Origin of the sequence: Pseudomonas fluorescens NCIMB 11764 (assembly GCF_000293885.2) — a bacterium.
GTDB lineage: Bacteria > Pseudomonadota > Gammaproteobacteria > Pseudomonadales > Pseudomonadaceae > Aquipseudomonas > Aquipseudomonas fluorescens_B.
In genome coordinates this window covers 2,490,884-2,513,573 of sequence record NZ_CP010945.1, presented here as the reverse complement: position 1 = coordinate 2,513,573, position 22,690 = coordinate 2,490,884, and the positions used below count along the sequence as shown (strand labels likewise).

Sequence of the window (22,690 nt, the reverse complement as noted above, 5' to 3'; positions counted from 1 at the left end):
CTGCGTTATGTCATGAAAACAACAAGGCCCGGATTGTACCGGGCCTTGGGAAAAACATCAGCCTTGCAACTAACTCTCGATCAGGCTTTCCCGAGCTTCATATGCCAACCGCACTGGAGCAAACGAGCGGCGGTGAATCGGGGTCGGGCCCAAGCGTGCCAGCGCTTCCAGATGAACGGGCGTCGGATAACCTTTGTGACCACCGATACCGTAACCCGGGTAAATCAATTCGAAGGCAGCCATCTCGCGGTCGCGGCTGACCTTGGCAAGAATCGATGCCGCAGCGATGGCCGGAACCTTGCCGTCTCCCTGCACTACCGCTTCGGCGCGCATGGACAGTTTCGGGCAGCGGTTACCGTCGATCATCGCCAGTTTCGGTTGAATGTGCAGGCCTTCGATCGCGCGTTGCATGGCCAGCATGGTGGCATGAAGGATGTTCAACTCGTCGATTTCTTCGACTTCCGCGCGCGCGATGCACCAGCTCAAGGCTTTTTCGCAAATTTCGTCGTAGAGCTTTTCGCGGCGGGCTTCGGTGAGCTTCTTCGAATCGTTGAGACCGAGGATCGGACGGTTCGGATCGAGGATCACAGCCGCGGTTACCACGGCACCGCAGAGCGGGCCGCGACCGACTTCGTCGACACCGGCAACCAGATCTTCGACTTCAGCGACCAAGGTGAAATCCAGCCCCATTTGCATGCTTGTTTTACTCATTGTACTTGGCCGATCAGCTTCAGCACTGCATCTGCAGCCTGGTTGGAGGCATCCAGACGAAGGGTCCGGTGAATTTCATCAAAGCCGCGAGTCTGCTCTTCGCCACCTTCGATCAATGGCGACAGCGTCTGGGCCAGCGCTTCAACGGTCGCATCGTCCTGCAGCAACTCGGGCACCAACAGGCGCTGGGCCAACAGGTTCGGCAACGAGACGTAGGGACTCTTGACCATGCGTTTGAGAATCCAGAACGTCAGTGGCGCCAGACGATAGGCAACGACCATCGGCCGCTTATACAACAAGGCCTCGAGGGTAGCCGTACCGGAGGCGATCAACACCGCGTCGCAGGCGGCCAGCGCCAGATGGGACTTGCCATCGAGCAGGGTCAGCGGCAGATCGCGGCCGACGAGCAACTCTTCAAGCTGCGCACGTCGCTGAGGACTGGCGCAAGGCATGACGAACCGCACGCCAGGACGCAGGGCGCGCAGACGTTGGGCGGTATCGAGGAACAACGCCCCCAGACGCCCCACTTCACCGCCGCGACTGCCGGGCATCAGCGCGACCAACGGCCCGTCCGGCAGACCGAGCTCAGCCCGTGCAGCAGCGCGATCCGCTTCAAGCGGGATCGCATCGGCCAGGGAATGCCCGACAAACCGCACCGGCACGCCTTTCTCTTCATAGAATTTTGCTTCGAACGGAAACAGCGTCAGCATCAGGTCGCAACCTTCGCGAATCTTCAGCACCCGCTTCTGCCGCCACGCCCAGACCGACGGGCTGACGTAGTGCACGGTCTTGATTCCGGCCTGACGCAGCTTGAGTTCGATATTCAGGTTGAAGTCCGGGGCATCGATACCGATGAACACATCCGGTTTCTCGGCGATCAGGTCGGCGATCAGCTGCTTGCGGCGCTTGAGCAACTCGCGCAGCCGACCCAGCACTTCCACCAGGCCCATGACCGAGAGACGTTCCATCGGGAAATACGAGGTCAGGCCTTCGGCCTGCATCAGCGGACCACCGACACCGATGAACTCGACCGCCGGATGCTGTGCCTTGAGCGCACGCATGAGACCGGCGCCCAGAATGTCACCGGAAGCCTCACCCGCCACCAGCGCAATACGCAGATTAGCCATGATTAACGCGTGATGCCGCGGGTCGAAGACTGGATGGAATCACGAAACACCGCGACTTCCGGAAACTGCGCCGAAGGTTCGGCCAGTTCGGCGAGCGCCTGCTCGACGGTCAGGCCCTGGCGGTAAACCACCTTGTAGGCACGACGCAGGGCGTGGATCGCGTCTTCGCTGAAACCACGGCGACGCATGCCTTCGAAGTTCATGCTACGGGCTTCGGCCGGGTTGCCGAACACCGTGACGTAGGCGGGAACGTCCTTGCCAATGGCGGTACCCATGCCGGAAAAGCTGTGGGCGCCGATGTGGCAATACTGGTGAACCAGGGTAAAGCCGGACAGGATCGCCCAGTCTTCAACGTGCACATGGCCAGCCAACGCAGTGTTGTTGACGAGGATGCAGTGGTTACCGATGACACTGTCGTGGCCGATGTGGGCATAGGCCATGATCAGGTTGTGATCGCCCAGGGTCGTTTCCGAACGGTCCTGAACCGTGCCACGGTGAATCGTCACGCCTTCACGGATGATGTTGTGGTCACCGATGACCAGACGGGTTTCTTCGCCTTTGTATTTCAGATCGGGCGTGTCCTCACCTACCGAAGAAAACTGGTAGATGCGGTTGTGCTTACCGATTCGGGTCGGGCCCTTGAGAATCACATGCGGCCCGATCACTGTCCCCTCGCCGATTTCCACACCTGCGCCGACGATCGACCATGGGCCGACCTCGACACCTTCAGCCAGAACGGCCGTCGGATCGATGATTGCGCGAGGGTCAATCAAACTCATAGTTTGCGTTCCGCGCAGATGATTTCAGCGGAGCAGACTGGCTTGCCATCGACCGAAGCCTGGCACTCGAACTTCCAGATCTGACGCTTGCAGCTGATGAAACGGGCTTCGAGGATCAATTGATCGCCTGGAGTGACGGGCTGGCGAAAACGCAGCTTGTCGGAGCCGACGAAGTAGTAGAGCGTGCCGTCGGCAGGCTTCACGTCGAGCATTTTGAAACCAAGGATACCGGCAGCCTGAGCCATCGCTTCGATGATCAGTACGCCCGGCATGATTGGATGCGCGGGGAAGTGACCATTGAAGAACGGTTCGTTGATGCTGACATTCTTGTAGGCGCGAATGCGCTTGCCTTCCACGTCCAGTTCCACGACCCGGTCCACCAGCAGGAACGGGTAACGGTGAGGCAGGTATTCGCGAATCTCGTTGATGTCCATCATTTCGGGGGGAAGCCTATGTAAAGATTGGAAACGCGCGACTGACGCGCGTTCCTCTAGCAAATCAAGGAGGCAGTCTAGCGGCTGTGCACACTTGATATGGAAATGGTATCAGCCATCTGATGAAGCATTACCGTCAGGGGTCACTTCCCCTGTCCGCTTTTCCAGCTGTCGCAGCCGCCGCGCGATGTCATCGAGCTGACGGATACGTGCCGCGCTTTTGCGCCATTCGGCAGCCGGTTGCATGGCCGTACCGGAAGAGTAGGAGCCCGGCTCGGTAATCGAGTGGGTCACCATGGTCATCCCAGTGATGAAAACCTTGTCGCAAATTTCGATATGCCCCACCAGCCCGACGCCACCGGCGAGCATGCAATGCTTGCCGATCTTGGTGCTGCCGGAGATCCCCACGCACGCGGCCATGGCGGTGTGATCACCGATCTGGACGTTGTGAGCGATCTGAATCTGATTGTCGAGCTTGACGCCATTACCAATGACGGTATCGGCCAGCGCACCGCGGTCGATGGCGGTATTCACGCCAATCTCCACATCGTCACCGACCAGAACACCACCGATCTGGGCGATTTTCTGCCAGATGCCTTTCTCGTTGGCGAAACCGAAACCTTCGCCACCCAGTACCGCACCGGATTGAATCACCACCCGCTTGCCAATACGCACGTCGTGATACAGCGTGACGCGCGGTGCAAGCCAGCCACCTTCACCAATGACGCTACGGGCGCCGATGAAGCAGTGCGCGCCGATGGTTGTCCCGGCATCAATTCGCGCCCCGCTTTCGATGACCACAAATGCACCGATACTCGCCGCCGGATCGACCACCGCGTCCTCTGCCACTACCGCTGTCGGATGAATACCGGCAGCCGCCTTGGGCTTGGGATCGAAGAGGTGGGAAATGCGTGCATAAGCAAGATACGGGTCGGGCACGATCAGCGCCTCACCGGAAAAACCTTCTGCGTCAGCGGCTTTCAGCAACAAGGCTGCAGCCCGGCTATCGGCCAGGTATTTACGGTATTGAGGATTTGCCAGAAAGCTCAACTGAGCTGGGCCAGCCTCTTGCAAAGTGGCCAGCCCAGTTATTTCCTTCTCCGGGTCGCCACGCAGGGTGGCGCCGAGGAACTCGGCCAACTGGCCGAGTTTTATGGTCGCTGTCATGGATTACTTCAGCTGATTCATGCGCTCGATAACCTGGCGAGTGATGTCGTACTGAGGCTTGACATCAATCACTGCGCCACGCTCGAAGACCAGGTCAAAAGCACCTTTCTTGATGACTTCTTCCACAGCACTGTCCAGTTTCGGCTTGAGCTGCTTCAGCATTTCACGGTCAGCAACGGCTTTGGCTTCGTTCAGCTCCTTGGACTGGAACTGGAAGTCACGGGCCTTTTGCTTGAATTCAAGTTCCAGGCGCTCACGCTCGCCTTGCTGCATCTTGTCGCCGCCCGCCATCAGACGGTCCTGAATGCCCTTGGCGCTGCTTTCCAGCGACTTGAGTTTGGTCAGCTGCGGACCGAACTTTTTCTCGGCATCCACGGCGTATTTCTTGGCCGCGTCAGATTCCAGCAGAGCCATCTGATAGTTCAGAACGGCGATTTTCATGTCGGCAAAAGCCGGACCTGCTACCAGTACGGTCGCCAGGAGAACCAATTGAGTCAACTTACGCACGATGCACTCCTACAAAATCCATTGTCGTTATCTTGGGTCAGACGCTTAGAACGTCTGGCCGAGGGAGAATTGGAACACTTGAGTTTCAGCCTCATCCGGTTTCTTGATCGGCATGGCCAACGCGAAACTCAGAGGACCCAGCGCGGTAACCCATGTCACACCCACACCGACAGAGCTAGCCATGTTGCTCAGGCTGATGTCGTTGCACTTGGTGTTGGACGACGAACCGTTCGCATTGGTGGTGTCTTTGCACGTTGAGTCGAAAACGTTACCCACATCCCAGAATACCGAGGTGCGCAGGGAGCGCTGATCTTTGACGAACGGCAGAGGGAACAGGACCTCTACCCCGCCCTGGATCAAGACGTTACCACCGAACGGCAGCGGATCCTGGTCCGGATCAAGTGCCGTACCCGGGTTGGTGCCGCGACTCGGCGTACTGCGAGGACCCAAGGTGCTGTCCTTGAAACCACGAACCGAGTTGAAACCACCAGCATAGTAGTTTTCATAGAACGGCAAGCCATCGGTCGAACCGTAGCCATCGCCATAACCCAGCTCGGTATGCAGGCGCATGGTGTAGTTTTCGGTCAGTGGCTGGAACAACTGGCCACGGTAATCGAGTTTGAAGAACGACAGGTCGCTGCCCGGCGTCGTGGTTTCCAGCACCAGGCTTTGGGAATGACCACGTGTCGCCAGTACGCCCTTGTTCAGGGTCGATTCCGACCAACCGGCCGAAGCCTTGAAGTTCAGGTAGTTGTCGCCTTCCTTGTTAACGAAGTCGAAGATCTCGTCAACGGTGTACAGGCCAGTCTTGATCTTGTCCTGTTGCGCAGTCAGGCCGAAGGTCAGGCGCGACGTTTCGCTGATCGGGTAGCCGACGCTCACGCCCGCACCCAGGCTGTCCACGGCATAGCTGGCTACGTCGACGTCGAGGTCTTTGTAGTCAGTGGTGCGATAGAACGCGTTGTAACCCAGGCTCACGCCATCAGCAGTCCAGTACGGGTCGACATAACCGAAGTTATAGCGGCTCTGGTATTCGCTGCGGGTCAAGCCGACGCTGACCTTGTTACCCGTACCCAGGAAGTTGTTCTGGGTGATCGAACCACCGAGGATCAGACCGGCACTCTGTGCGAAGCCGACGCTGGCGGTAATCGAACCGGAAGCTTGTTCTTCAACGCTGTAGTTCACGTCAACCTGGTCATCGACACCCGGTACGGCAGGGGTTTCGACGTTCACTTCTTTGAAGAAGCCAAGACGCTCAAGACGGGTCTTGGACTGGTCGATCAGGTAAGTCGAAGCCCAGCCACCTTCCATCTGACGCATTTCACGGCGCAGCACTTCGTCCTCGGACTTGGTGTTGCCTCGGAAATTGATGCGGTTGACGTAGGCACGCTTGCCCGGATCGACGGCGAACGTGATATCGACGGTGTGGTCTTCATCGTGCGGCTGAGGCACGCCGTTGACGTTGGCGAAGGTGTAGCCCTCGTTACCCAGACGGCGGGTGATCAGTTCGGAGGTGGTGGTCATCAGCTTGCGCGAGAACACCTGGCCTTTCTGAACCAGCAGCAACGACTTGACCTGGTCCTCAGGGACTTTCAGGTCGCCGCTCAGTTTGACGTCACGAACGGTGTACTTCTCGCCTTCGTTGACGTTGACGGTGATGTAGACGTGCTTCTTGTCCGGCGTAATGGACACCTGGGTCGAAGCGATATCCATGTTGATGTAGCCACGGTCCAGGTAGTAGGAACGCAGACGTTCCAGGTCACCGGAAAGCTTTTCACGAGCGTACTTGTCGTCGTTCTTGAAGAACGACAACCAGTTGGTGGTCTTGAGTTCGAACAGGTCGATCAGGTCTTCGTCAGGAAAGACCGTGTTACCCACCACGTTGATGTGCTGGATAGCAGCGACGGTGCCTTCGTTGATATTGACCTTCAGGCCGACGCGGTTGCGCGGCTGCGGCACCACTTCGGTGTCGACGGTAGCCGAGTAGCGACCCTGCGCGACATATTGGCGCTGCAGTTCGTTACGTACACCTTCAAGGGTGGCACGCTGGAAGATCTCGCCTTCGGCCAGACCGGACTGTTTGAGGCCTTTCATCAGGTCTTCAGTGGAGATCGCCTTGTTACCTTCGATCTCGATACTGGCGACTGACGGGCGCTCGACTACCGTGATGACCAGGACGTTGCCATCGCGGCCCAGCTGGATATCTTGAAAGAACCCGGTTTTGAACAGCGCACGAGTGGATTCCACCAGGCGACGATCATCCGCCTGTTCACCGACGTTCAACGGCAAGGCACCAAAGACGCTACCCGCGGAGACCCGCTGGAGGCCATTGACGCGAATATCAGAGATAGTGAAGGACTCGGCGTGAACTTCGGCGATCATCAATACGGTGAGAACCGCAGTTAGCAGCAGACGTTTCATGAAGTCCTTTCTTATTCCAACTGGCAATAAACAAACTGCCGCAAAATGCGGCAGATTCGCAATATCAGCGAAGTGTTACAGACGGCCCAAATCATTGACCAGAGCAAGCAACATCACCCCGACCACCAAACTGATGCCGATCTGTATCCCCCAACCCTGCACCCGATCCGACAAGGGACGACCACGCGCCCACTCGATCAGATAAAACAACAAATGCCCCCCATCCAGTACAGGAATGGGCAACAAATTCAGAACCCCCAGGCTAATACTCAGATAAGCAAGGAAATTCAGGAAATCAGCGACGCCCGACTGGGCAGAAGCGCCCGCCACTTTAGCAATGGTTATCGGTCCACTCAAGTTTTTTACCGAGAGCTCACCGAACAACATTTTCTTGAGTGAATCGAGGGTCAGTACGCTCATGGTCCAAGTGCGTCGAGCCCCCTCGCCAATCGCAGCCAAAGGACCGTAACTGACCTCGCGAATCATCTCCGGTGGCCAATCGATCGCTTTCACCCCAGCCCCCAGATAACCGCTGGGGGCTTTCTTCTCGCCACGAGCGGCCAGCGTCACGGGGACGTCGATTTGAGCACCATCGCGCTCGATGCGCAGCATGATTTTGGTATCTGGTTGCGTACGAACGGTATCGACCACCTGCTGCCAGTCATCCAGCGCCTTGCCATCAAGCGCCAACAACCGGTCACCGGTTTTCAGGCCCGCTGCCTGCGCCGGACCTTTCGGGTCAAGCTCGGCCAGCACTGGCGGCAACGCCGGACGCCAAGGACGAATACCCAACGAGCGAATCGGATCCGGCTCATCCGCGCCCTTGAGCCATTTATCCAGGACCAGTTCACGAGGCGAATCCGCTGTGGACCCCTGATCGCGCACCAGCACCTGCAGCGAACCGCTCTCACCCAGACGACGAACCAGCTGCAGATTGACCGCACCCCAACCCGACGTTGGCTCACCATCGATGGCGACAATTTCCTGACCCGGGCTCAAACCGGCCTTGGCCGCGATACTGCCGGACTCTACGGCACCGATGACAGGCCGCACCTGCTCGCTGCCGAGCATCGCGAGCACCCAGAAAAAAATCATCGCCAGTAAAAAGTTGGCAATCGGCCCCGCCGACACGATTGCGATGCGCTGACGGACGGACTTGCGATTGAAGGACTGATCGAGCTGATCGGCCGGCACTTCGCCTTCGCGCTCGTCGAGCATCTTCACGTAGCCACCCAGCGGAATCGCGGCGACGACGAACTCAGTGCCTTTCTTGTCGTGCCAGCGCAGCAACGGCATGCCGAAGCCCACGGAGAAGCGCAGCACTTTGACCCCACAGCGACGCGCGACCCAGAAATGGCCGAATTCGTGGAAGGTGACCAGCACGCCCAGGGCTACCAGGGTGCCGACAATCATATAGAGCGCGCTCATCTACTTTCTCCGCAATCCTATCCAGTGCTGCATGGGCCAACCTGTTGCAGCACTTACCGCCCGTGGCGACTCAACCATTGCTCAACCAGGGCTCGCGCCTTCGCGTCAGCCGTGAACACCGCCTCGAGATCATTCACCGCTACCACAGGCTCGAGATTCAAGACTTCCTCGATGATACTCGCGATTTCCAGATAGCGAACCCGCCCGTCGAGAAAGGCGGCGACTGCTACTTCATTTGCCGCATTGAGCATGGCTGGCGCGCTATTGCCCGCCTCGGCGGCCTGACGCGCCAGGCGCAGGCATGGGAAACGCTCTTCATCGGGCGCCTGGAAGTCCAGGCGTGCGATGGCGAACAGATCCAGCGGAGCAACGCCCGAATCGATACGCTCCGGCCAGGCCAAGGCGTTGGCGATCGGTGTGCGCATGTCGGGATTGCCCAGCTGCGCCAATACCGAACCGTCGATGTAGTCGACCAGCGAATGAATCACACTCTGCGGGTGAATCACCACTTCGACCTGGGAAGGCTTGGCGTCGAACAGCCAGCAGGCTTCGATCAGCTCGAGCCCCTTGTTCATCATGCTCGCCGAATCCACGGAGATCTTGCGCCCCATGGACCAGGTCGGGTGCGCACAGGCCTGCTCAGGCGTTACATCGGCCAGTTCGGCCAAGGGTGTCTGCCGGAACGGACCGCCAGAGGCTGTCAGCAAGATCCGACGAACGCCCACGACCCCGAGCCCACGGGAAAAATCCTGTGGCATGCACTGGAAAATCGCGTTGTGCTCGCTGTCGATCGGCAGCAGCACCGAACCGCTTTTGCGTACGGCCTGCATGAACAGCGCGCCAGACATCACCAGCGCTTCTTTGTTGGCCAGCAGAATTTTCTTACCGGCCTCAACTGCCGCCAGGGTCGGACGCAAGCCCGCCGCACCGACAATGGCCGCCATGACCGTGTCGACGTCAGGATCGGAGGCGACCTGACACAGGCCCGCCTCCCCCACCAGCACGCGAGTCGACAGACCGGCTGCACGCAAATCGTCCTGCAACACCCGGGCGGCGTTGTGCTCTGGCACGACGGCGAACCGCGGCACATGCCGGACGCAAAGCGCATGCAACTCGCTCAGACGCGTGAAGCCGCTCAAGGCAAAAACCTGATACCGCTCGGGATGTCGGGCAATGACGTCCAGCGTGCTCAGACCGATCGAACCGGTCGCACCCAGGACCGTAATCTGCTGCGGGCGGCTCACGGTGCCGCCATCCACAGCAGCACAGCAAATACAGGGATCGCGGCCGTCAGGCTGTCGATGCGATCCAGCACACCGCCGTGACCGGGCAGCAGATTACTGCTGTCCTTGATCCCGGACTGGCGCTTGAACATGCTTTCGGTGAGGTCGCCCACCACCGAGATGAACACGATAATGGCCGCACCGATCAACCCTTTGAAAAGCTCGGCAACCGTCCAGTCGCGAACCAGGCCGACAATGACGGTGATGACCAGGCTCAGCGCCAGGCCGCCATACACGCCTTCCCAGCTCTTGCCGGGGCTGACCAGCGGCGCGAGCTTGCGCTTGCCGAAGGCCCTGCCGGAAAAATAGGCGCCAATATCGGCACCCCAGACCAGCACCATCACGGCCAAAATCAGTAGATTGCCATTGCCGGAATCGTGTTTTTTGATTTCGACCAGACCTTGCCATGCCGGCAGGAGAATCAACAGGCCGATCACCAATTTGGTCGCTGCTGCGGACCAATGCTCGCTCGAACGCGGATAGGTCAGCACCAGATACGTCGCCACGCCCCACCACAGCACCGAGGCACCCAACACCCAGGGCGCAAGTCCCGGCAGGATATGCATGACAAACAACATCAACGCGACCACTGCTGCGTAGGCGACGCGAATCGGTTGAGCGGCGAAACCCGCCAGGCGCGCCCATTCCCAGGCACCGAGGGTTACGACCAACCCGATGAACAGCGCGAAGCCGGAACCTTCAAGCAGGAAAAACCCGCACAAGGCAATCGGCAGCAGTATCAGCGCAGTGATGATTCGTTGTTTAAGCATTAAACCCGGGCTCCAGCCTCGACCTGCTCGCTCGTTTTACCGAAGCGACGCTGACGAGAAGCGAAATCGGCCAGCGCGGTGCGCATGGCGTCGTGTTTGAAGTCCGGCCAGAACAGGTCGGAGAAGTACAACTCGGCGTAGGCCAGTTGCCACAACAGGAAGTTGCTGATGCGGTGTTCGCCACCGGTGCGAATGCACAGGTCCGGCAACGGCAGGTCGCCGGTGGCCAGGCAGGCTTGCAACAGTTCCGGGGTAATGTCTTCCGGACGCAGATGACCGGCCTGAACTTCCCGCGCCAGACGCTGCGCGGCTTGCGCGATGTCCCACTGACCGCCGTAGTTGGCGGCGATCTGCAGGACGAAGCGATTGGCACCCGCGGTCATGGCTTCAGCCTCGCGCATGGCCGCCTGAAGCTCTGGATGAAAACGCGAACGGTCGCCAATGATGCGCAGACTGATGTTGTTTTCGTTGAGGCGCTTGGCCTCGCGACGCAATGCCTTGAAGAACAGGTCCATCAAGGCACTGACCTCATCGGCCGGGCGCTGCCAGTTCTCGCTGGAAAAGGCGAACAGGGTCAATACCTCGACCTTGGCCTCGGCACACACCTCAATCACTGCACGAACCGCATCCACACCCGCTTTATGCCCGGCGACACCCGGCATAAAGCGTTTTTTCGCCCAGCGATTATTGCCATCCATGATGATCGCGACATGGCGCGGCACCGCGGACGGCGCAACCTGCTTGGTCTTTTCCATGAAAACGCGACCCTTATACGGCCATCAGGTCTTTTTCTTTCTGCGCCAGATTCGCGTCGATTTCAGCCACGTACTTTTTGGTCAGATCATCGATCTCGCCAGTGGCGCGACGCTCTTCGTCTTCGCTGATTTCCTTTTCCTTGACCAGATCCTTGAGCTGGCTGTTCGCGTCACGACGGATGTTGCGCACGGCAACACGGGCGTCTTCAGCAACATCGCGGGCCTGCTTGGTGAAGCCCTTGCGGGTTTCTTCGGTCAGGGCCGGCATGGAGATCAGCAGCAGCTCACCCAGGTTGGTCGGGTTGAGGTTCAGACCGGCGCTGCCGATGGCTTTATCGACAGCACCCAGCATGTTGCGCTCGAAGGCAACGACTTGCAGGGTACGGGCGTCCTTGACGGTGATGTTCGCCACTTGCTTGATCGGAGTATCGGAACCGTAGTACGGCACCATCACGCCTTCCAGAATGCTCGGGTGCGCCTGACCGGTACGAATACGGCCGAAGTTGTGCATCAGCGACTCGACGGATTTCTGCATACGCTCTTTAGCGTCTTTCTTGATTTCGTTGATCATTGTTGGCCTTCCTCGATCAGGGTCCCTTCAGCGCCGCCATGTACGATGTTCAGCAGGGCGCCGGGCTTGTTCATGTTAAATACGCGCAACGGCATCTTGTGGTCGCGGCACAGGCAAATGGCCGTCAGATCCATCACGCCCAGCTTGCGATCCAGCACTTCATCGTAGGTCAGATGATCGAACTTCTCGGCATGCGGGTCCTTGAATGGATCGGCGGTGTAGACACCATCGACCTTGGTCGCTTTCAACACGACGTCAGCGTCGATTTCGATCGCACGCAAGCAGGCTGCCGAATCCGTGGTAAAGAACGGATTGCCGGTGCCAGCCGCGAAGATCACGACTTCCTTGGCGTTCAGGTGGCGCATGGCTTTGCGGCGATCATAGTGATCGGTCACGCCAACCATGGAAATGGCCGACATCACGATGGCCGAGATATTGGCACGTTCCAGCGCGTCGCGCATGGCCAGGGCGTTCATCACAGTGGCCAGCATGCCCATGTGGTCGCCCGTGACCCGATCCATGCCGGCTGCGCTCAGCGCTGCGCCGCGGAACAGGTTGCCGCCGCCGATCACGAGACCGACCTGGACACCGATGCCGACCAGTTGGCCGACTTCCAGCGCCATGCGATCCAGAACTTTCGGATCGATCCCGAACTCTTCCGAGCCCATCAGGGCCTCGCCGCTAAGCTTGAGTAGAATGCGTTTATAGCGAGCCTGATAACCACTGCCCTGCTGAGCCATTGCGAATCTCTCCTGCGGCGTATTTTAAAAATTCTTTGCGAGCTGTTTACAGCTGGCGTTCACTCTAGCTTGGCGCTGCTTCAGCGCCATCGGAACATGGCTTTGTAAGCCAGTTCCAAAGGGAAACCAATAAAAATTGGTGCCCCATCTGAAAAGAGGCTGCGCGCGTAAGCGGGCAGCCTCTTCAGGGCGACAGTTGAAAAACCGTCTTATTGCTTGGCGGCAGCCAGCTGGGCAGCAACTTCTTCAGCGAAGTTGTCGACCGGCTTCTCGATACCTTCGCCTACCTTGAAGTAGGTGAAAGAAACGATTTCAGCACCGGCTTTCTTGGCCAGTTCGCCGACCTTGACTTCAGGGTTCTTGACGAACGCCTGCTCAACCAGGCTCGCTTCAGCCAGGAACTTGCTGATACGGCCTTTGACCATGTTCTCAACAATGTTTTCTGGCTTGCCTTTGATTTTTTCTTCGTTCAGCTGCAGGAACACGGCTTTTTCGCGCTCGATAGCTTCAGCCGAAACTTCCGATGGCAGCAGGAACTCAGGGTTGCTTGCCGCTACGTGCATAGCGATGTCTTTGGCCAGCTCAACGTTGCCGCCCTTCAGAACAACCGCAACACCGATCTTGTTGCCGTGCAGGTAACCACCAACCACATCACCTTCAACGCGAACCAGGCGACGGATGTTGACGTTTTCGCCAACCTTGCCGACCAGAACCAGGCGATCGGCTTCTTGAGCTTCGATCAGCGGAGCGACGTCAGTCAGTTTGTCAGCGAACGCCTTTTCAACGCTGGAAGCGACAAATGCCTTGAAGTCGTCCTGCAGAGCCAGGAAGTCGGTCTGCGAGTTCACTTCCAGCAGAACGGCGGATTTACCGTCTTCCTTCAGTGCGATCGCGCCTTCAGCAGCTACGTTGCCTGCTTTCTTGGCAGCCTTGATGGCGCCCGAAGCGCGCATGTCATCAATGGCTTTTTCGATGTCGCCGCCAGCCTTGGTCAAGGCCTTTTTGCAGTCCATCATGCCTTCGCCAGTACGCTCGCGCAGTTCTTTGACCAACGCTGCAGTAATCTCTGCCATTTCAAAATTCCTCTTGGATAGGTTTTCAACCATTCCACCCGATCGAACGGGCGTTCAATTCTTCCCGAACCACCCTTGTTAGCAGCTGCAAGTTACAAACGCTGTAATTGCGCCACCAGACAAATGGTTTTCGAGGTGGCAAAAAGGGGGCCAAGCCCCCTTTTTGCTTACTGAGTCAACGCCAAGGCGTCAATTACTCAGCTGCAGCTGCCGGAGCTTCTTCAACGAACTGCTCGGTGCCGCCAGCAACGTGGTTGCGACCGCGGATTACAGCGTCAGCCATCGAACCCATGTACAGCTGGATAGCGCGGATTGCGTCATCGTTGCCTGGGATGATGTAGTCAACGCCTTCCGGGCTGCTGTTGGTATCGACTACGCCGATAACCGGGATGCCCAGCTTGTTGGCTTCGGTGATCGCGATGCGCTCGTGATCAACGTCGATAACGAACAGAGCGTCTGGCAGACCGCCCATGTCCTTGATACCACCCAGGGAACGATCGAGCTTCTCAAGATCGCGAGTGCGCATCAGCGCTTCTTTCTTGGTCAGCTTGGCGAAAGTACCGTCTTCGGCTTGCACTTCAAGGTCACGCAGACGCTTGATGGAAGCACGGATGGTTTTGAAGTTGGTCAGCATGCCGCCCAACCAGCGGTGATCGACGTACGGCGAACCGCAACGTGCTGCTTCTTCAGCAACGATCTTGCCAGCGGAACGCTTGGTGCCAACGAACAGAATCTTGTTTTTGCCCTGGGCCAGACGCTCTACGAAAGTCAGAGCTTCGTTGAACATTGGCAGGGTTTTTTCAAGGTTGATGATGTGGATCTTGTTACGCGCGCCGAAAATGTACTTGCCCATTTTCGGGTTCCAGTAACGGGTCTGGTGACCGAAGTGCACACCGGCCTTCAGCATATCGCGCATGTTGACTTGGGACATGATAGTTCCTTAATAAGTCGGGTTTGGCCTCCACGTATCCCAATGACCAACCAGCAGCATCAGCTGAAGGCACCCAGGTCATCGTGTCGACACGTGTGTGGATTTAAGCCTTTCGGGGCATCCCCGGAAAGCGGCGCATTTTATACCACAGGGCTCGCAAAAACGGAACCCGGATTCTCAATTCCTGACGCGCGCCTTCATCCGCGCCCTTGGAATCGCTCAAGAATGCGCCCATCTATAGAGAGAAGCGATGCACAGAGGCTCAGATTTGCGCTGATCGTCTGTTAGAATCGCGTTTTTCAGGGCGGCGAACATCGATCGCACATTGCCCATTCCGTGTTAGCAAGCGCCATCGAGCGCAGAGAGAGCCTGTATGACCGTCACCCTCAAAACCCCGGAGGACATCGCAAAAATGCGTGTCGCCGGCAAACTGGCCGCCGATGTCCTGGAAATGATTGCTGAACACGTCAAGCCGGGCATCACCACCGAAGAGCTGGACCGCATCTGCCACGACTACATCGTCAACGTGCAGCAGGCCATTCCTGCCCCGCTCAACTACAAGGGCTACCCGAAGTCGATCTGCACCTCGATCAACCACGTGGTCTGCCACGGCATTCCGAACGAGAAGCCATTGAAGGACGGTGACACGCTGAACATCGACGTCACCGTGATCAAGGATGGCTTCCACGGCGACACCAGCCGCATGTTCCACGTCGGCACCGTGCCGGTCTGGGCCGAGCGCCTGTCGCAAGTGACCCAGGAATGCATGTACAAGGCCATCGAGATCGTCAAACCCGGCTGCCGCCTGGGCGACATCGGTGAAGTGATCCAGAAGCACGCCGAAAAGAACGGTTTCTCGGTGGTTCGCGAGTTCTGCGGCCACGGTATCGGCAAGGTGTTCCACGAAGAGCCGCAGATCCTGCACTACGGCCGCGCCGGCACCGGCATGGAACTGAAGGCCGGCATGACCTTCACCATCGAGCCGATGATCAACCAGGGCAAGGCCGACACAAAAGTGCTGGGCGACGGCTGGACCGCGATCACCAAGGACCGCAAGTTGTCGGCACAGTGGGAGCACACATTGGTAGTGACCGAGACCGGTTACGAGATCTTCACCTTGCGCAGCGATGACACCATCCCGCGCGTTTCGGCCTGATCCGGACCGCGCCGCTCCCAGCCTTATAGAAAGGAAAGCCAATCGATGCCGCAGGTGGATCCCGAACTCTTCGACCGTGGCCAGTTCCAGGCTGAACTGGCCCTGAAGGCCAGCCCGATCGCTGCTTTCAAAAAGGCGATCCGCCAGGCCCGAGAGGTCCTTGACGGACGCTTTCGCAGCGGCCGGGAGATTCGCCGACTGATCGAGGATCGCGCCTGGTTCGTCGACAACATCCTGCAAAAGGCCTGGGAGCAGTTCAACTGGAGCGAAGACGCCGACATCGCGCTGGTCGCGGTCGGCGGCTACGGTCGTGGGGAGTTGCATCCTTTCTCCGATATCGACCTGCTGATCCTGCTGGACAGCGCCGACCACGAAGTTTTCCGTGATTCCATCGAGCGTTTTCTGACGCTGTTGTGGGACATCGGCCTGGAAGTCGGTCAGAGCGTTCGCTCCGTCGACGAATGCGCGGTAGAAGCCCGCGCCGACCTGACGGTGATCACCAACCTGATGGAAAGCCGCACCATCGCCGGCCCCGAACGCCTGCGTCAGCGCATGCTGGATGTCACCAGCACCGCGCACATGTGGCCGAGCAAGGACTTCTTCCTGGCCAAGCGCGCCGAGCAGAAGGCCCGTCACCACAAGTACAACGACACCGAATACAACCTGGAACCCAACGTCAAAGGCTCGCCCGGCGGACTACGGGATATTCAGACGATTCTGTGGGTGGCCCGTCGCGAGTACGGCACCCTGAACCTGCGGGCACTGGCCGGGGAAGGTTTCCTGGTCGAGAGCGAAAATGCCCTGCTGGCCTCTTCTCAGGAATTCCTGTGGAAGGTTCGTTACGCGCTGCACATGCTCGCCGGTCGCTCCGAAGACCGCTTGCTGTTCGACCACCAGCGTTCGATTGCCGGCCTGCTGGGCTTCGAGGGCGATGACGCCAAGCAAGCCATCGAAAACTTCATGCAGCAGTATTACCGGGTGGTCATGAGCATCGCGCAGCTCAGCGACCTGATCATCCAGCACTTCGAGGAAGTCATCCTGGCGCCGGAAGATGAAGCGCCGCCGCAACCGATCAACTCGCGGTTCCAGTTGCACGACGGTTACATCGAGGCACGCAACGACAACGTATTCCGCCGCACGCCGTTCGCCATGCTCGAGATTTTCGTGCTGATGGCCCAGCAGCCGGAAATCAAGGGCGTGCGTGCCGACACGATTCGTCTGCTGCGGGAAAACCGTCATTTGATCGACGACGATTTCCGCAACGATATTCGTAACACCAGCCTGTTCATCGAGCTGTTCAAGTGCAAGATCGGCATCCACCGCAACCTGCGACGGATGAACCGTTACGGCATTCTCGGGCGTTATCTGCCGGAGTTCGGCTTCATTGTCGGGCAGATGCAGCATGACCTGTTTCACATCTACACGGTCGACGCGCACACGCTGAACCTGATCAAGCACTTGCGTAAGTTGCAATACACGCAAGTGTCGGAAAAATTCCCGCTGGCCAGCAAGCTCATGGGCAAGCTGCCCAAGCCCGAGCTGATCTACCTGGCCGGGCTGTACCACGACATCGGCAAGGGCCGGCATGGCGATCACTCGGAAATCGGCGCCGTGGATGCCGAGGCCTTTTGCCAGCGCCACCAGTTGCCGGTGTGGGACAGCCGCCTGATCGTCTGGCTGGTGCAGAACCACTTGGTGATGTCGACCACTGCCCAGCGCAAAGACTTGTCCGACCCGCAAGTGATCCACGATTTTGCGCAGATCGTCGGTGACGAAACCCGCCTTGATTATCTGTACGTGTTGACCGTCGCCGACATCAACGCCACCAACCCGACACTGTGGAACTCCTGGCGCGCCAGCCTGTTGCGCCAGCTCTACACCGAGACCAAGCGCGCCTTGCGCCGCGGCCTGGAGAATCCGGTGGATCGTGAAATGCAGATCCGCCAGACCCAGAGCGCCGCCCTCGATATTCTGGTACGCGGCGGCAACGACCCGGACGACGTCGAACAGTTGTGGTCGCAATTGGGTGATGATTATTTCCTGCGTCACACTGCCGGCGACGTGGCCTGGCACACCGACGCGATCCTGCAGCAGCCGGCCGATGGCGGGCCGTTGGTGCTGATCAAGGAAACCACCCAGCGCGAGTTCGAGGGCGGTACGCAGATCTTCATTTATGCGCCGGACCAGCACGACTTCTTCGCCGTGACCGTGGCGGCGATGGATCAGTTGAACCTGAACATTCACGACGCCCGGGTCATCACGTCCAGCAGTCAGTTCACCCTCGACACCTACATCGTGCTCGACACTGACGGCGATTCGATCGGCGATAATCCGGCACGGGTCAAACAGATCCGCGAAGGCCTGACCGAAGCCCTGCGCAACCCGGACGATTACCCGACGATCATCCAGCGACGGGTGCCGCGCCAGCTCAAGCATTTCGCGTTTGCACCGCAGGTGACGATCCACAACGACGCCCAGCGGCCGGTGACGGTGCTGGAGCTCAGTGCCCCGGATCGGCCGGGCTTGCTGGCGCGGATCGGTACGATTTTCCTGGAGTTCGACCTGTCGCTGCAGAACGCCAAGATTGCGACGCTCGGCGAACGCGTGGAAGACGTATTCTTCATCACCGACGCCAATAACCAGCCATTGTCCGACCCATTGCTGTGCAGCCGCTTGCAGGATGCGATCGTTGAGCAGCTGACCGTCAGTAACGAACCCGATATCAAGATGTCGCGAATCAGCATCTGAATTAACAAATTTCCCCCTGTGGGGGCGAACCCTGTGCCGAGGGGATTTATCCCCGTTCGGCTGCGAAGCAGTCGTGAACGCGGTTTAACTTTGAAATGCCGGGGCCGCTTCGCGCCCCAACGGGGATAAACCAACTCGCCACAGGGCTCGCCCCCACAATGAAAGAGGCCCCCGATGAACAACGCTCTGACCCAGCTCCAGCCCTACCCGTTCGAGAAGCTCCGCGCCCTGCTCGGCAGCGTCACGCCAAACCCGGACAAACGCCCTATCGCCTTGTCCATCGGCGAGCCGAAGCACCGTTCGCCAAGCTTTGTCGCCGAAGCCCTGTCCAGCAATCTGGATCAGATGGCCGTTTACCCGACAACACTCGGTATTCCGGCGCTGCGTGAAGCCATCGCCGCGTGGTGCGAACGCCGCTTCAACCTCCCGAGCGGCTGGCTCGACCCGGCGCGCAACGTGCTGCCGGTCAACGGCACGCGTGAGGCTCTGTTCGCCTTCACCCAGACCGTGGTCAACCGTGGCGACGATGCGCTGGTGGTCAGCCCGAACCCGTTCTATCAAATCTATGAAGGTGCTGCGTTCCTCGCCGGCGCCAAGCCGCATTACCTGCCGTGCCTGGATGAAAACGGCTTCAACCCGGACTTCGATGCCGTTTCCCCGGACATCTGGAAACGCTGCCAGATCCTGTTTCTGTGCTCGCCAGGCAATCCGACTGGCGCCTTGATCCCGGTTGAAACCCTGAAAAAGCTGATCGCCCTCGCCGACGAATACGACTTCGTGATTGCGGCGGACGAGTGCTACAGCGAACTGTACTTCGACGAACAAACCCCACCGGCCGGCCTGCTCAGCGCCTGTGCGGAATTGGGTCGCAAGGACTTCAAGCGTTGCGTGGTGTTCCATAGCCTGTCCAAGCGCTCCAACCTGCCAGGCCTGCGTTCGGGGTTCGTCGCGGGTGACGCCGACATTCTCAAAGGCTTCCTGCTGTACCGCACTTATCACGGCTGCGCGATGCCGGTTCAAACGCAACTGGCGAGCGTTGCCGCCTGGAATGACGAAGTGCATGTGCGGGCCAACCGTGCGCTGTATCGCGAGAAGTATGATGCGGTGCTGAAAATCCTCGGCCCGGTGATGGACGTGCAACGCCCGGATGGCGGTTTCTACTTGTGGCCGAACGTTGCTGGCGATGATGAAGCGTTCTGCCGCGATCTGTTCGTTGAGGAACATGTGACTGTGGTGCCAGGCTCGTATCTGTCTCGGGAAGTTGATGGTTTCAATCCGGGTTCCGGCCGAGTGCGGATGGCGCTGGTGGCTCCACTGGCGGAATGTGTTGAAGCGGCCGAACGCATTCACAACTTTATTTCTCGCCGCCAGTAATATCAGTCAAGCCTGCACTGTGCAACGCAGTGCAGGCTTGTTCAAATACAAAGTTACAGCACAACCAAAAAACAAACTTTATTTATACACACTCTCAGATTAACCTCTTTAGCCACAACACCCTCCCGCTTAAATACATAACCAACATGGAAGTTATAATGACAACTATCACTCCTTGCCTCATAGAAACACCCGCAGATATTACGGCTTCTTATGAAGCCGCCATTAGCGAAAACCCGGCCAATTCACCCAACACGTCATCCGGGCGCAACAAGCGATCTATCGGCAAACACACTAAATACTGGGCACCCGGCAGAACGTTAAAAATCGCTATCAGCGACTATGACGATGGCGGGTTTGAAATAGTCAAAAATGCCATCAAGCAATGGCTACCCTACGTCAATCTGACTTTCGAATTCGTTGAACTGGTTGACGACGAAGACTTGTACGAAGGTGATATCCGGATTTACCTGTCCCGGCTGTACAACGGCACCGGACGCTCGGCACTTGGTACCGATGCGCGAGCAACCCCCGCTACGGAGCCAACATTGCTGCTGGGAACAAATTACACCTCCATCGGCTATGAAGCGCTTGTCATTCATGAATTCGGGCATGCCTTGGGCTTGACCCATGAACATCAACATCCCGATGCGACTATTCCCTGGAACAGAGAAAACACCTACCAGTTATACAAACAGAATTTTGGCTGGTCGAAAGAGACTGTAGATAAAAATCTTTTCCCCCTCCCTCGTAACAGCGATCAAACTTACACCGCCTACGACCGACACTCCATCATGCACTACCAAGTGTTAAATATATGCACTATCGGCGATTGGGAGCAGCCAGAGAATCGTCAACTCAGTGCAGGTGATAAAGCCTTCGCTCGTCAAATTTACCCCTGAGTTATCATCCAGGACCAGTACACAGAACTCATTACTTCACTTACCCAAGTTAGCCTCACTCAAATCCAGCTCACCCAGCACTTCCCGCAATACGTCATCACCAATCTGGTGGTGACGACTGAGCTTATATAACTCCAGGCGCTGCGCCCGTAGCGCCTTCAAACGCAGTCGCCGTTCCAGCAAGTCCATCTGAAACGCCAATGCCTGGGCTTCCGCCGAATCGTTGAACACCTCCAGCTGATGCCGATACTCGGACATGATCCGCGCCTTGAGTTCGACGGCGAGCGCCGCCTGCCCGGCGTCCTGTGGATTGGCTTCTTCGGCTTCGAGGGCATGAATGGCCGCTTCGGCGGTTTTTCGCCAGGCCTCGCGCACCTCACTGCGACGTTTGTCGTCCGGGCTCTTTTCGATGCCACGCAACAACAGGGGCAGCACGATACAGGCTGCAATCAGCGACAGCAGAATGACCCCGGCCGCAATGAAGATCAGCAGATCTCGTTCAGGAAATGCATCACCCGCTACCAACATCGGAACAGACAACACGCCCGCCAGCGTCACCGCTCCGCGCACCCCACCCACCGTCAGCAACCAGCAGGATCGTGCGGTCGGCACGTTGACCATTTCGCCCTTGCCGCGCCAGCGACGCAACAGTCCCGACAGACGCCAGATGCTCTGTACCCAGACGAACCGCAACACCACCAACACGACGAAAATCGCCAGCACGTCGAGACAACGGTAAAGCAACGTCGGCCACAAAGACGTTTCGTGGCTGACCACGGCTTTGATGATGTCTGGCAGTTGCAACCCCAGCAGCAGGAAGATCAGGCCATTGAAGGCGAACTCCAGCAGCGACCAGACGCTGCGATTGAGCAACCGGGTGCTGGTCTGGCGCGGCAGCAGATCGAGCCAACTCTGCATCATCCCCGCCGCCACGGCAGACAGAATGCCCGATGCGCCAAGTCGTTCCGCCAGCACATAAGCCGCAAACGGCAGCAGCAACATGAAAACCACATGAGTGGCAGGATCATCCCAGCCGCGAGCGATCATCCACGAGCGCAAGCGCCCGACCAGCCAGCTCAGCGCCACACCGACAGCGAGGCCGCCGACCGCCACCAACACAAACGTCACGCTGGCGTTGGCCAGGGAGAACACGCCGGTCACCGCTGCTGCCAGGGCAAACTTGAACGTCACCAGGCCCGAAGCGTCATTCATCAGCGCCTCGCCCTGCAACATGTGCATCAACGGCGTCGGCAAGCGGTTCTGCGAAATCGCCGAGACGGCCACCGCGTCCGTCGGCGATAACACCGCCGCCAGGGCAAAAGCCACCGGCAGCGGGATGCCTGGCAGTAACCAATGAATGAAATAACCGGCACCGACGACGGTGAACAATACCAGGCCCACCGCCAGGGTCAGGATCGGCCCGCGCAAACGCCACAACTCACGCTTGGGCATGCGCCAGCCGTCGGAAAACAACAGCGGCGGCAGGAACAGAAAAAGAAACAATTCGGGATCCAGCGCCACATGCAGCCCCAGCGTCGGCCAGGCCAGCAAGGCACCCGCGGCGATTTGCACCAGTGGCAACGGTAACGGGATCACGCGTCCGACCAGACGCGAAACGCTGACCAGCATCAACAGGATCAGGACGGTGTAAGCGGTTTGCATAAAGCGTGGTTCCCGGACAATCGACAGCATTGAAGTGCCATATTAGCCGCTTACCCTACTGCCTGACCGTTGCACCAATGTCGCACGCAGGCACGGACAGCCTGATAGCCCTGTAGGAACACGCCCGGTCCCACAGGGTTTCGCGCTTTAA

The 22,690-nt window shown here is 58.5% G+C and carries 20 protein-coding genes; 4 read left to right on the top strand and 16 right to left on the bottom strand.

Annotation, left to right across the window (positions count from 1 at the left end; translation table 11 throughout):
* Positions 1 to 69 precede the first annotated feature (69 nt).
* The 15 genes from rnhB to rpsB all read right to left on the bottom strand — a co-directional run bounded on the left by rnhB (position 70) and on the right by rpsB (position 14,697).
* Positions 70 to 696 carry a ribonuclease HII gene (rnhB, locus tag B723_RS11390; protein ID WP_017336711.1) on the bottom strand — a complete coding sequence of 209 codons (627 nt, stop codon included), beginning with the start codon at positions 694 to 696 and terminating at the stop codon, positions 70 to 72.
* 11 nt (positions 697 to 707) lie between these two features.
* The gene (gene lpxB, locus B723_RS11385) at positions 708 to 1,838 is read right to left on the bottom strand and encodes a lipid-A-disaccharide synthase (RefSeq protein WP_017336710.1); all 1,131 of its coding nucleotides are present in this window, start codon (positions 1,836 to 1,838) and stop codon (positions 708 to 710) included.
* A 2-nt stretch (positions 1,839 to 1,840) separates the two neighbouring features.
* A complete protein-coding gene (gene lpxA / locus B723_RS11380) occupies positions 1,841 to 2,617 on the bottom strand; it encodes an acyl-ACP--UDP-N-acetylglucosamine O-acyltransferase (protein WP_017336709.1) in 777 nt (258 codons plus the stop codon).
* A complete protein-coding gene (fabZ, locus tag B723_RS11375; RefSeq protein WP_017336708.1) occupies positions 2,614 to 3,054 on the bottom strand; it encodes a 3-hydroxyacyl-ACP dehydratase FabZ in 441 nt (146 codons plus the stop codon). The genes lpxA and fabZ overlap by 4 nt, the downstream gene beginning before the upstream one ends.
* Before the next feature lie 108 nt (positions 3,055 to 3,162).
* Complete coding sequence (lpxD, locus tag B723_RS11370; protein ID WP_017336707.1) at positions 3,163 to 4,218, bottom strand: UDP-3-O-(3-hydroxymyristoyl)glucosamine N-acyltransferase; 1,056 nt, start codon at positions 4,216 to 4,218, stop codon at positions 3,163 to 3,165.
* Positions 4,219 to 4,221: 3 nt separating this feature from the next.
* On the bottom strand, positions 4,222 to 4,725 hold the full coding sequence (locus B723_RS11365) for an OmpH family outer membrane protein (RefSeq protein WP_007907155.1): 504 nt from the start codon (positions 4,723 to 4,725) through the stop codon (positions 4,222 to 4,224).
* Positions 4,726 to 4,770: 45 nt separating this feature from the next.
* Positions 4,771 to 7,146: an outer membrane protein assembly factor BamA gene (bamA, locus tag B723_RS11360; protein ID WP_017336706.1), complete on the bottom strand. Its 2,376-nt coding sequence runs from the start codon at positions 7,144 to 7,146 to the stop codon at positions 4,771 to 4,773.
* Between the two features lie 75 nt (positions 7,147 to 7,221).
* A complete protein-coding gene (rseP, locus tag B723_RS11355; protein ID WP_017336705.1) occupies positions 7,222 to 8,574 on the bottom strand; it encodes a sigma E protease regulator RseP in 1,353 nt (450 codons plus the stop codon).
* Positions 8,575 to 8,627: 53 nt separating this feature from the next.
* Entirely contained in the window at positions 8,628 to 9,818 is a 1,191-nt protein-coding gene (gene ispC / locus B723_RS11350; RefSeq protein WP_017336704.1) for a 1-deoxy-D-xylulose-5-phosphate reductoisomerase, read from the bottom strand.
* On the bottom strand, positions 9,815 to 10,627 hold the full coding sequence (locus tag B723_RS11345; RefSeq protein ID WP_017336703.1) for a phosphatidate cytidylyltransferase: 813 nt from the start codon (positions 10,625 to 10,627) through the stop codon (positions 9,815 to 9,817). The genes ispC and B723_RS11345 overlap by 4 nt, the downstream gene beginning before the upstream one ends.
* Complete coding sequence (gene uppS, locus B723_RS11340; RefSeq protein ID WP_017336702.1) at positions 10,627 to 11,382, bottom strand: polyprenyl diphosphate synthase; 756 nt, start codon at positions 11,380 to 11,382, stop codon at positions 10,627 to 10,629. The genes B723_RS11345 and uppS overlap by 1 nt, the downstream gene beginning before the upstream one ends.
* Positions 11,383 to 11,395: 13 nt before the next feature.
* The gene (frr, locus tag B723_RS11335; RefSeq protein WP_008028968.1) at positions 11,396 to 11,953 is read right to left on the bottom strand and encodes a ribosome recycling factor; all 558 of its coding nucleotides are present in this window, start codon (positions 11,951 to 11,953) and stop codon (positions 11,396 to 11,398) included.
* On the bottom strand, positions 11,950 to 12,693 hold the full coding sequence (gene pyrH / locus B723_RS11330) for a UMP kinase (protein ID WP_003172271.1): 744 nt from the start codon (positions 12,691 to 12,693) through the stop codon (positions 11,950 to 11,952). The genes frr and pyrH overlap by 4 nt, the downstream gene beginning before the upstream one ends.
* 209 nt (positions 12,694 to 12,902) lie before the next feature.
* Positions 12,903 to 13,766 carry a translation elongation factor Ts gene (tsf, locus tag B723_RS11325; RefSeq protein ID WP_017336701.1) on the bottom strand — a complete coding sequence of 288 codons (864 nt, stop codon included), beginning with the start codon at positions 13,764 to 13,766 and terminating at the stop codon, positions 12,903 to 12,905.
* A 193-nt stretch (positions 13,767 to 13,959) separates the two neighbouring features.
* Positions 13,960 to 14,697: a 30S ribosomal protein S2 gene (gene rpsB / locus B723_RS11320; RefSeq protein ID WP_007907989.1), complete on the bottom strand. Its 738-nt coding sequence runs from the start codon at positions 14,695 to 14,697 to the stop codon at positions 13,960 to 13,962.
* Positions 14,698 to 15,070: 373 nt separating this feature from the next.
* Here rpsB and map point away from each other — a divergent pair, with 373 nt between their 5' ends.
* The 4 genes from map to B723_RS11300 all read left to right on the top strand — a co-directional run bounded on the left by map (position 15,071) and on the right by B723_RS11300 (position 20,877).
* Positions 15,071 to 15,853, top strand: coding sequence for a type I methionyl aminopeptidase (gene map / locus B723_RS11315; RefSeq protein WP_017336700.1), 783 nt, complete (start codon positions 15,071 to 15,073; stop codon positions 15,851 to 15,853).
* A 45-nt stretch (positions 15,854 to 15,898) separates the two neighbouring features.
* A complete protein-coding gene (locus B723_RS11310; protein WP_017336699.1) occupies positions 15,899 to 18,601 on the top strand; it encodes a [protein-PII] uridylyltransferase in 2,703 nt (900 codons plus the stop codon).
* A 174-nt stretch (positions 18,602 to 18,775) separates the two neighbouring features.
* A complete protein-coding gene (dapC, locus tag B723_RS11305) occupies positions 18,776 to 19,975 on the top strand; it encodes a succinyldiaminopimelate transaminase (protein ID WP_017336698.1) in 1,200 nt (399 codons plus the stop codon).
* A 158-nt stretch (positions 19,976 to 20,133) separates the two neighbouring features.
* Positions 20,134 to 20,877 carry a M12 family metallopeptidase gene (locus tag B723_RS11300; RefSeq protein ID WP_017336697.1) on the top strand — a complete coding sequence of 248 codons (744 nt, stop codon included), beginning with the start codon at positions 20,134 to 20,136 and terminating at the stop codon, positions 20,875 to 20,877.
* 36 nt (positions 20,878 to 20,913) lie between these two features.
* On the opposite strand, the gene B723_RS11295 is transcribed toward B723_RS11300, so the two are convergent.
* Positions 20,914 to 22,539, bottom strand: coding sequence for a Na+/H+ antiporter (locus B723_RS11295; protein WP_017336696.1), 1,626 nt, complete (start codon positions 22,537 to 22,539; stop codon positions 20,914 to 20,916).
* Between the last annotated feature and the right edge of the window lie 151 nt (positions 22,540 to 22,690).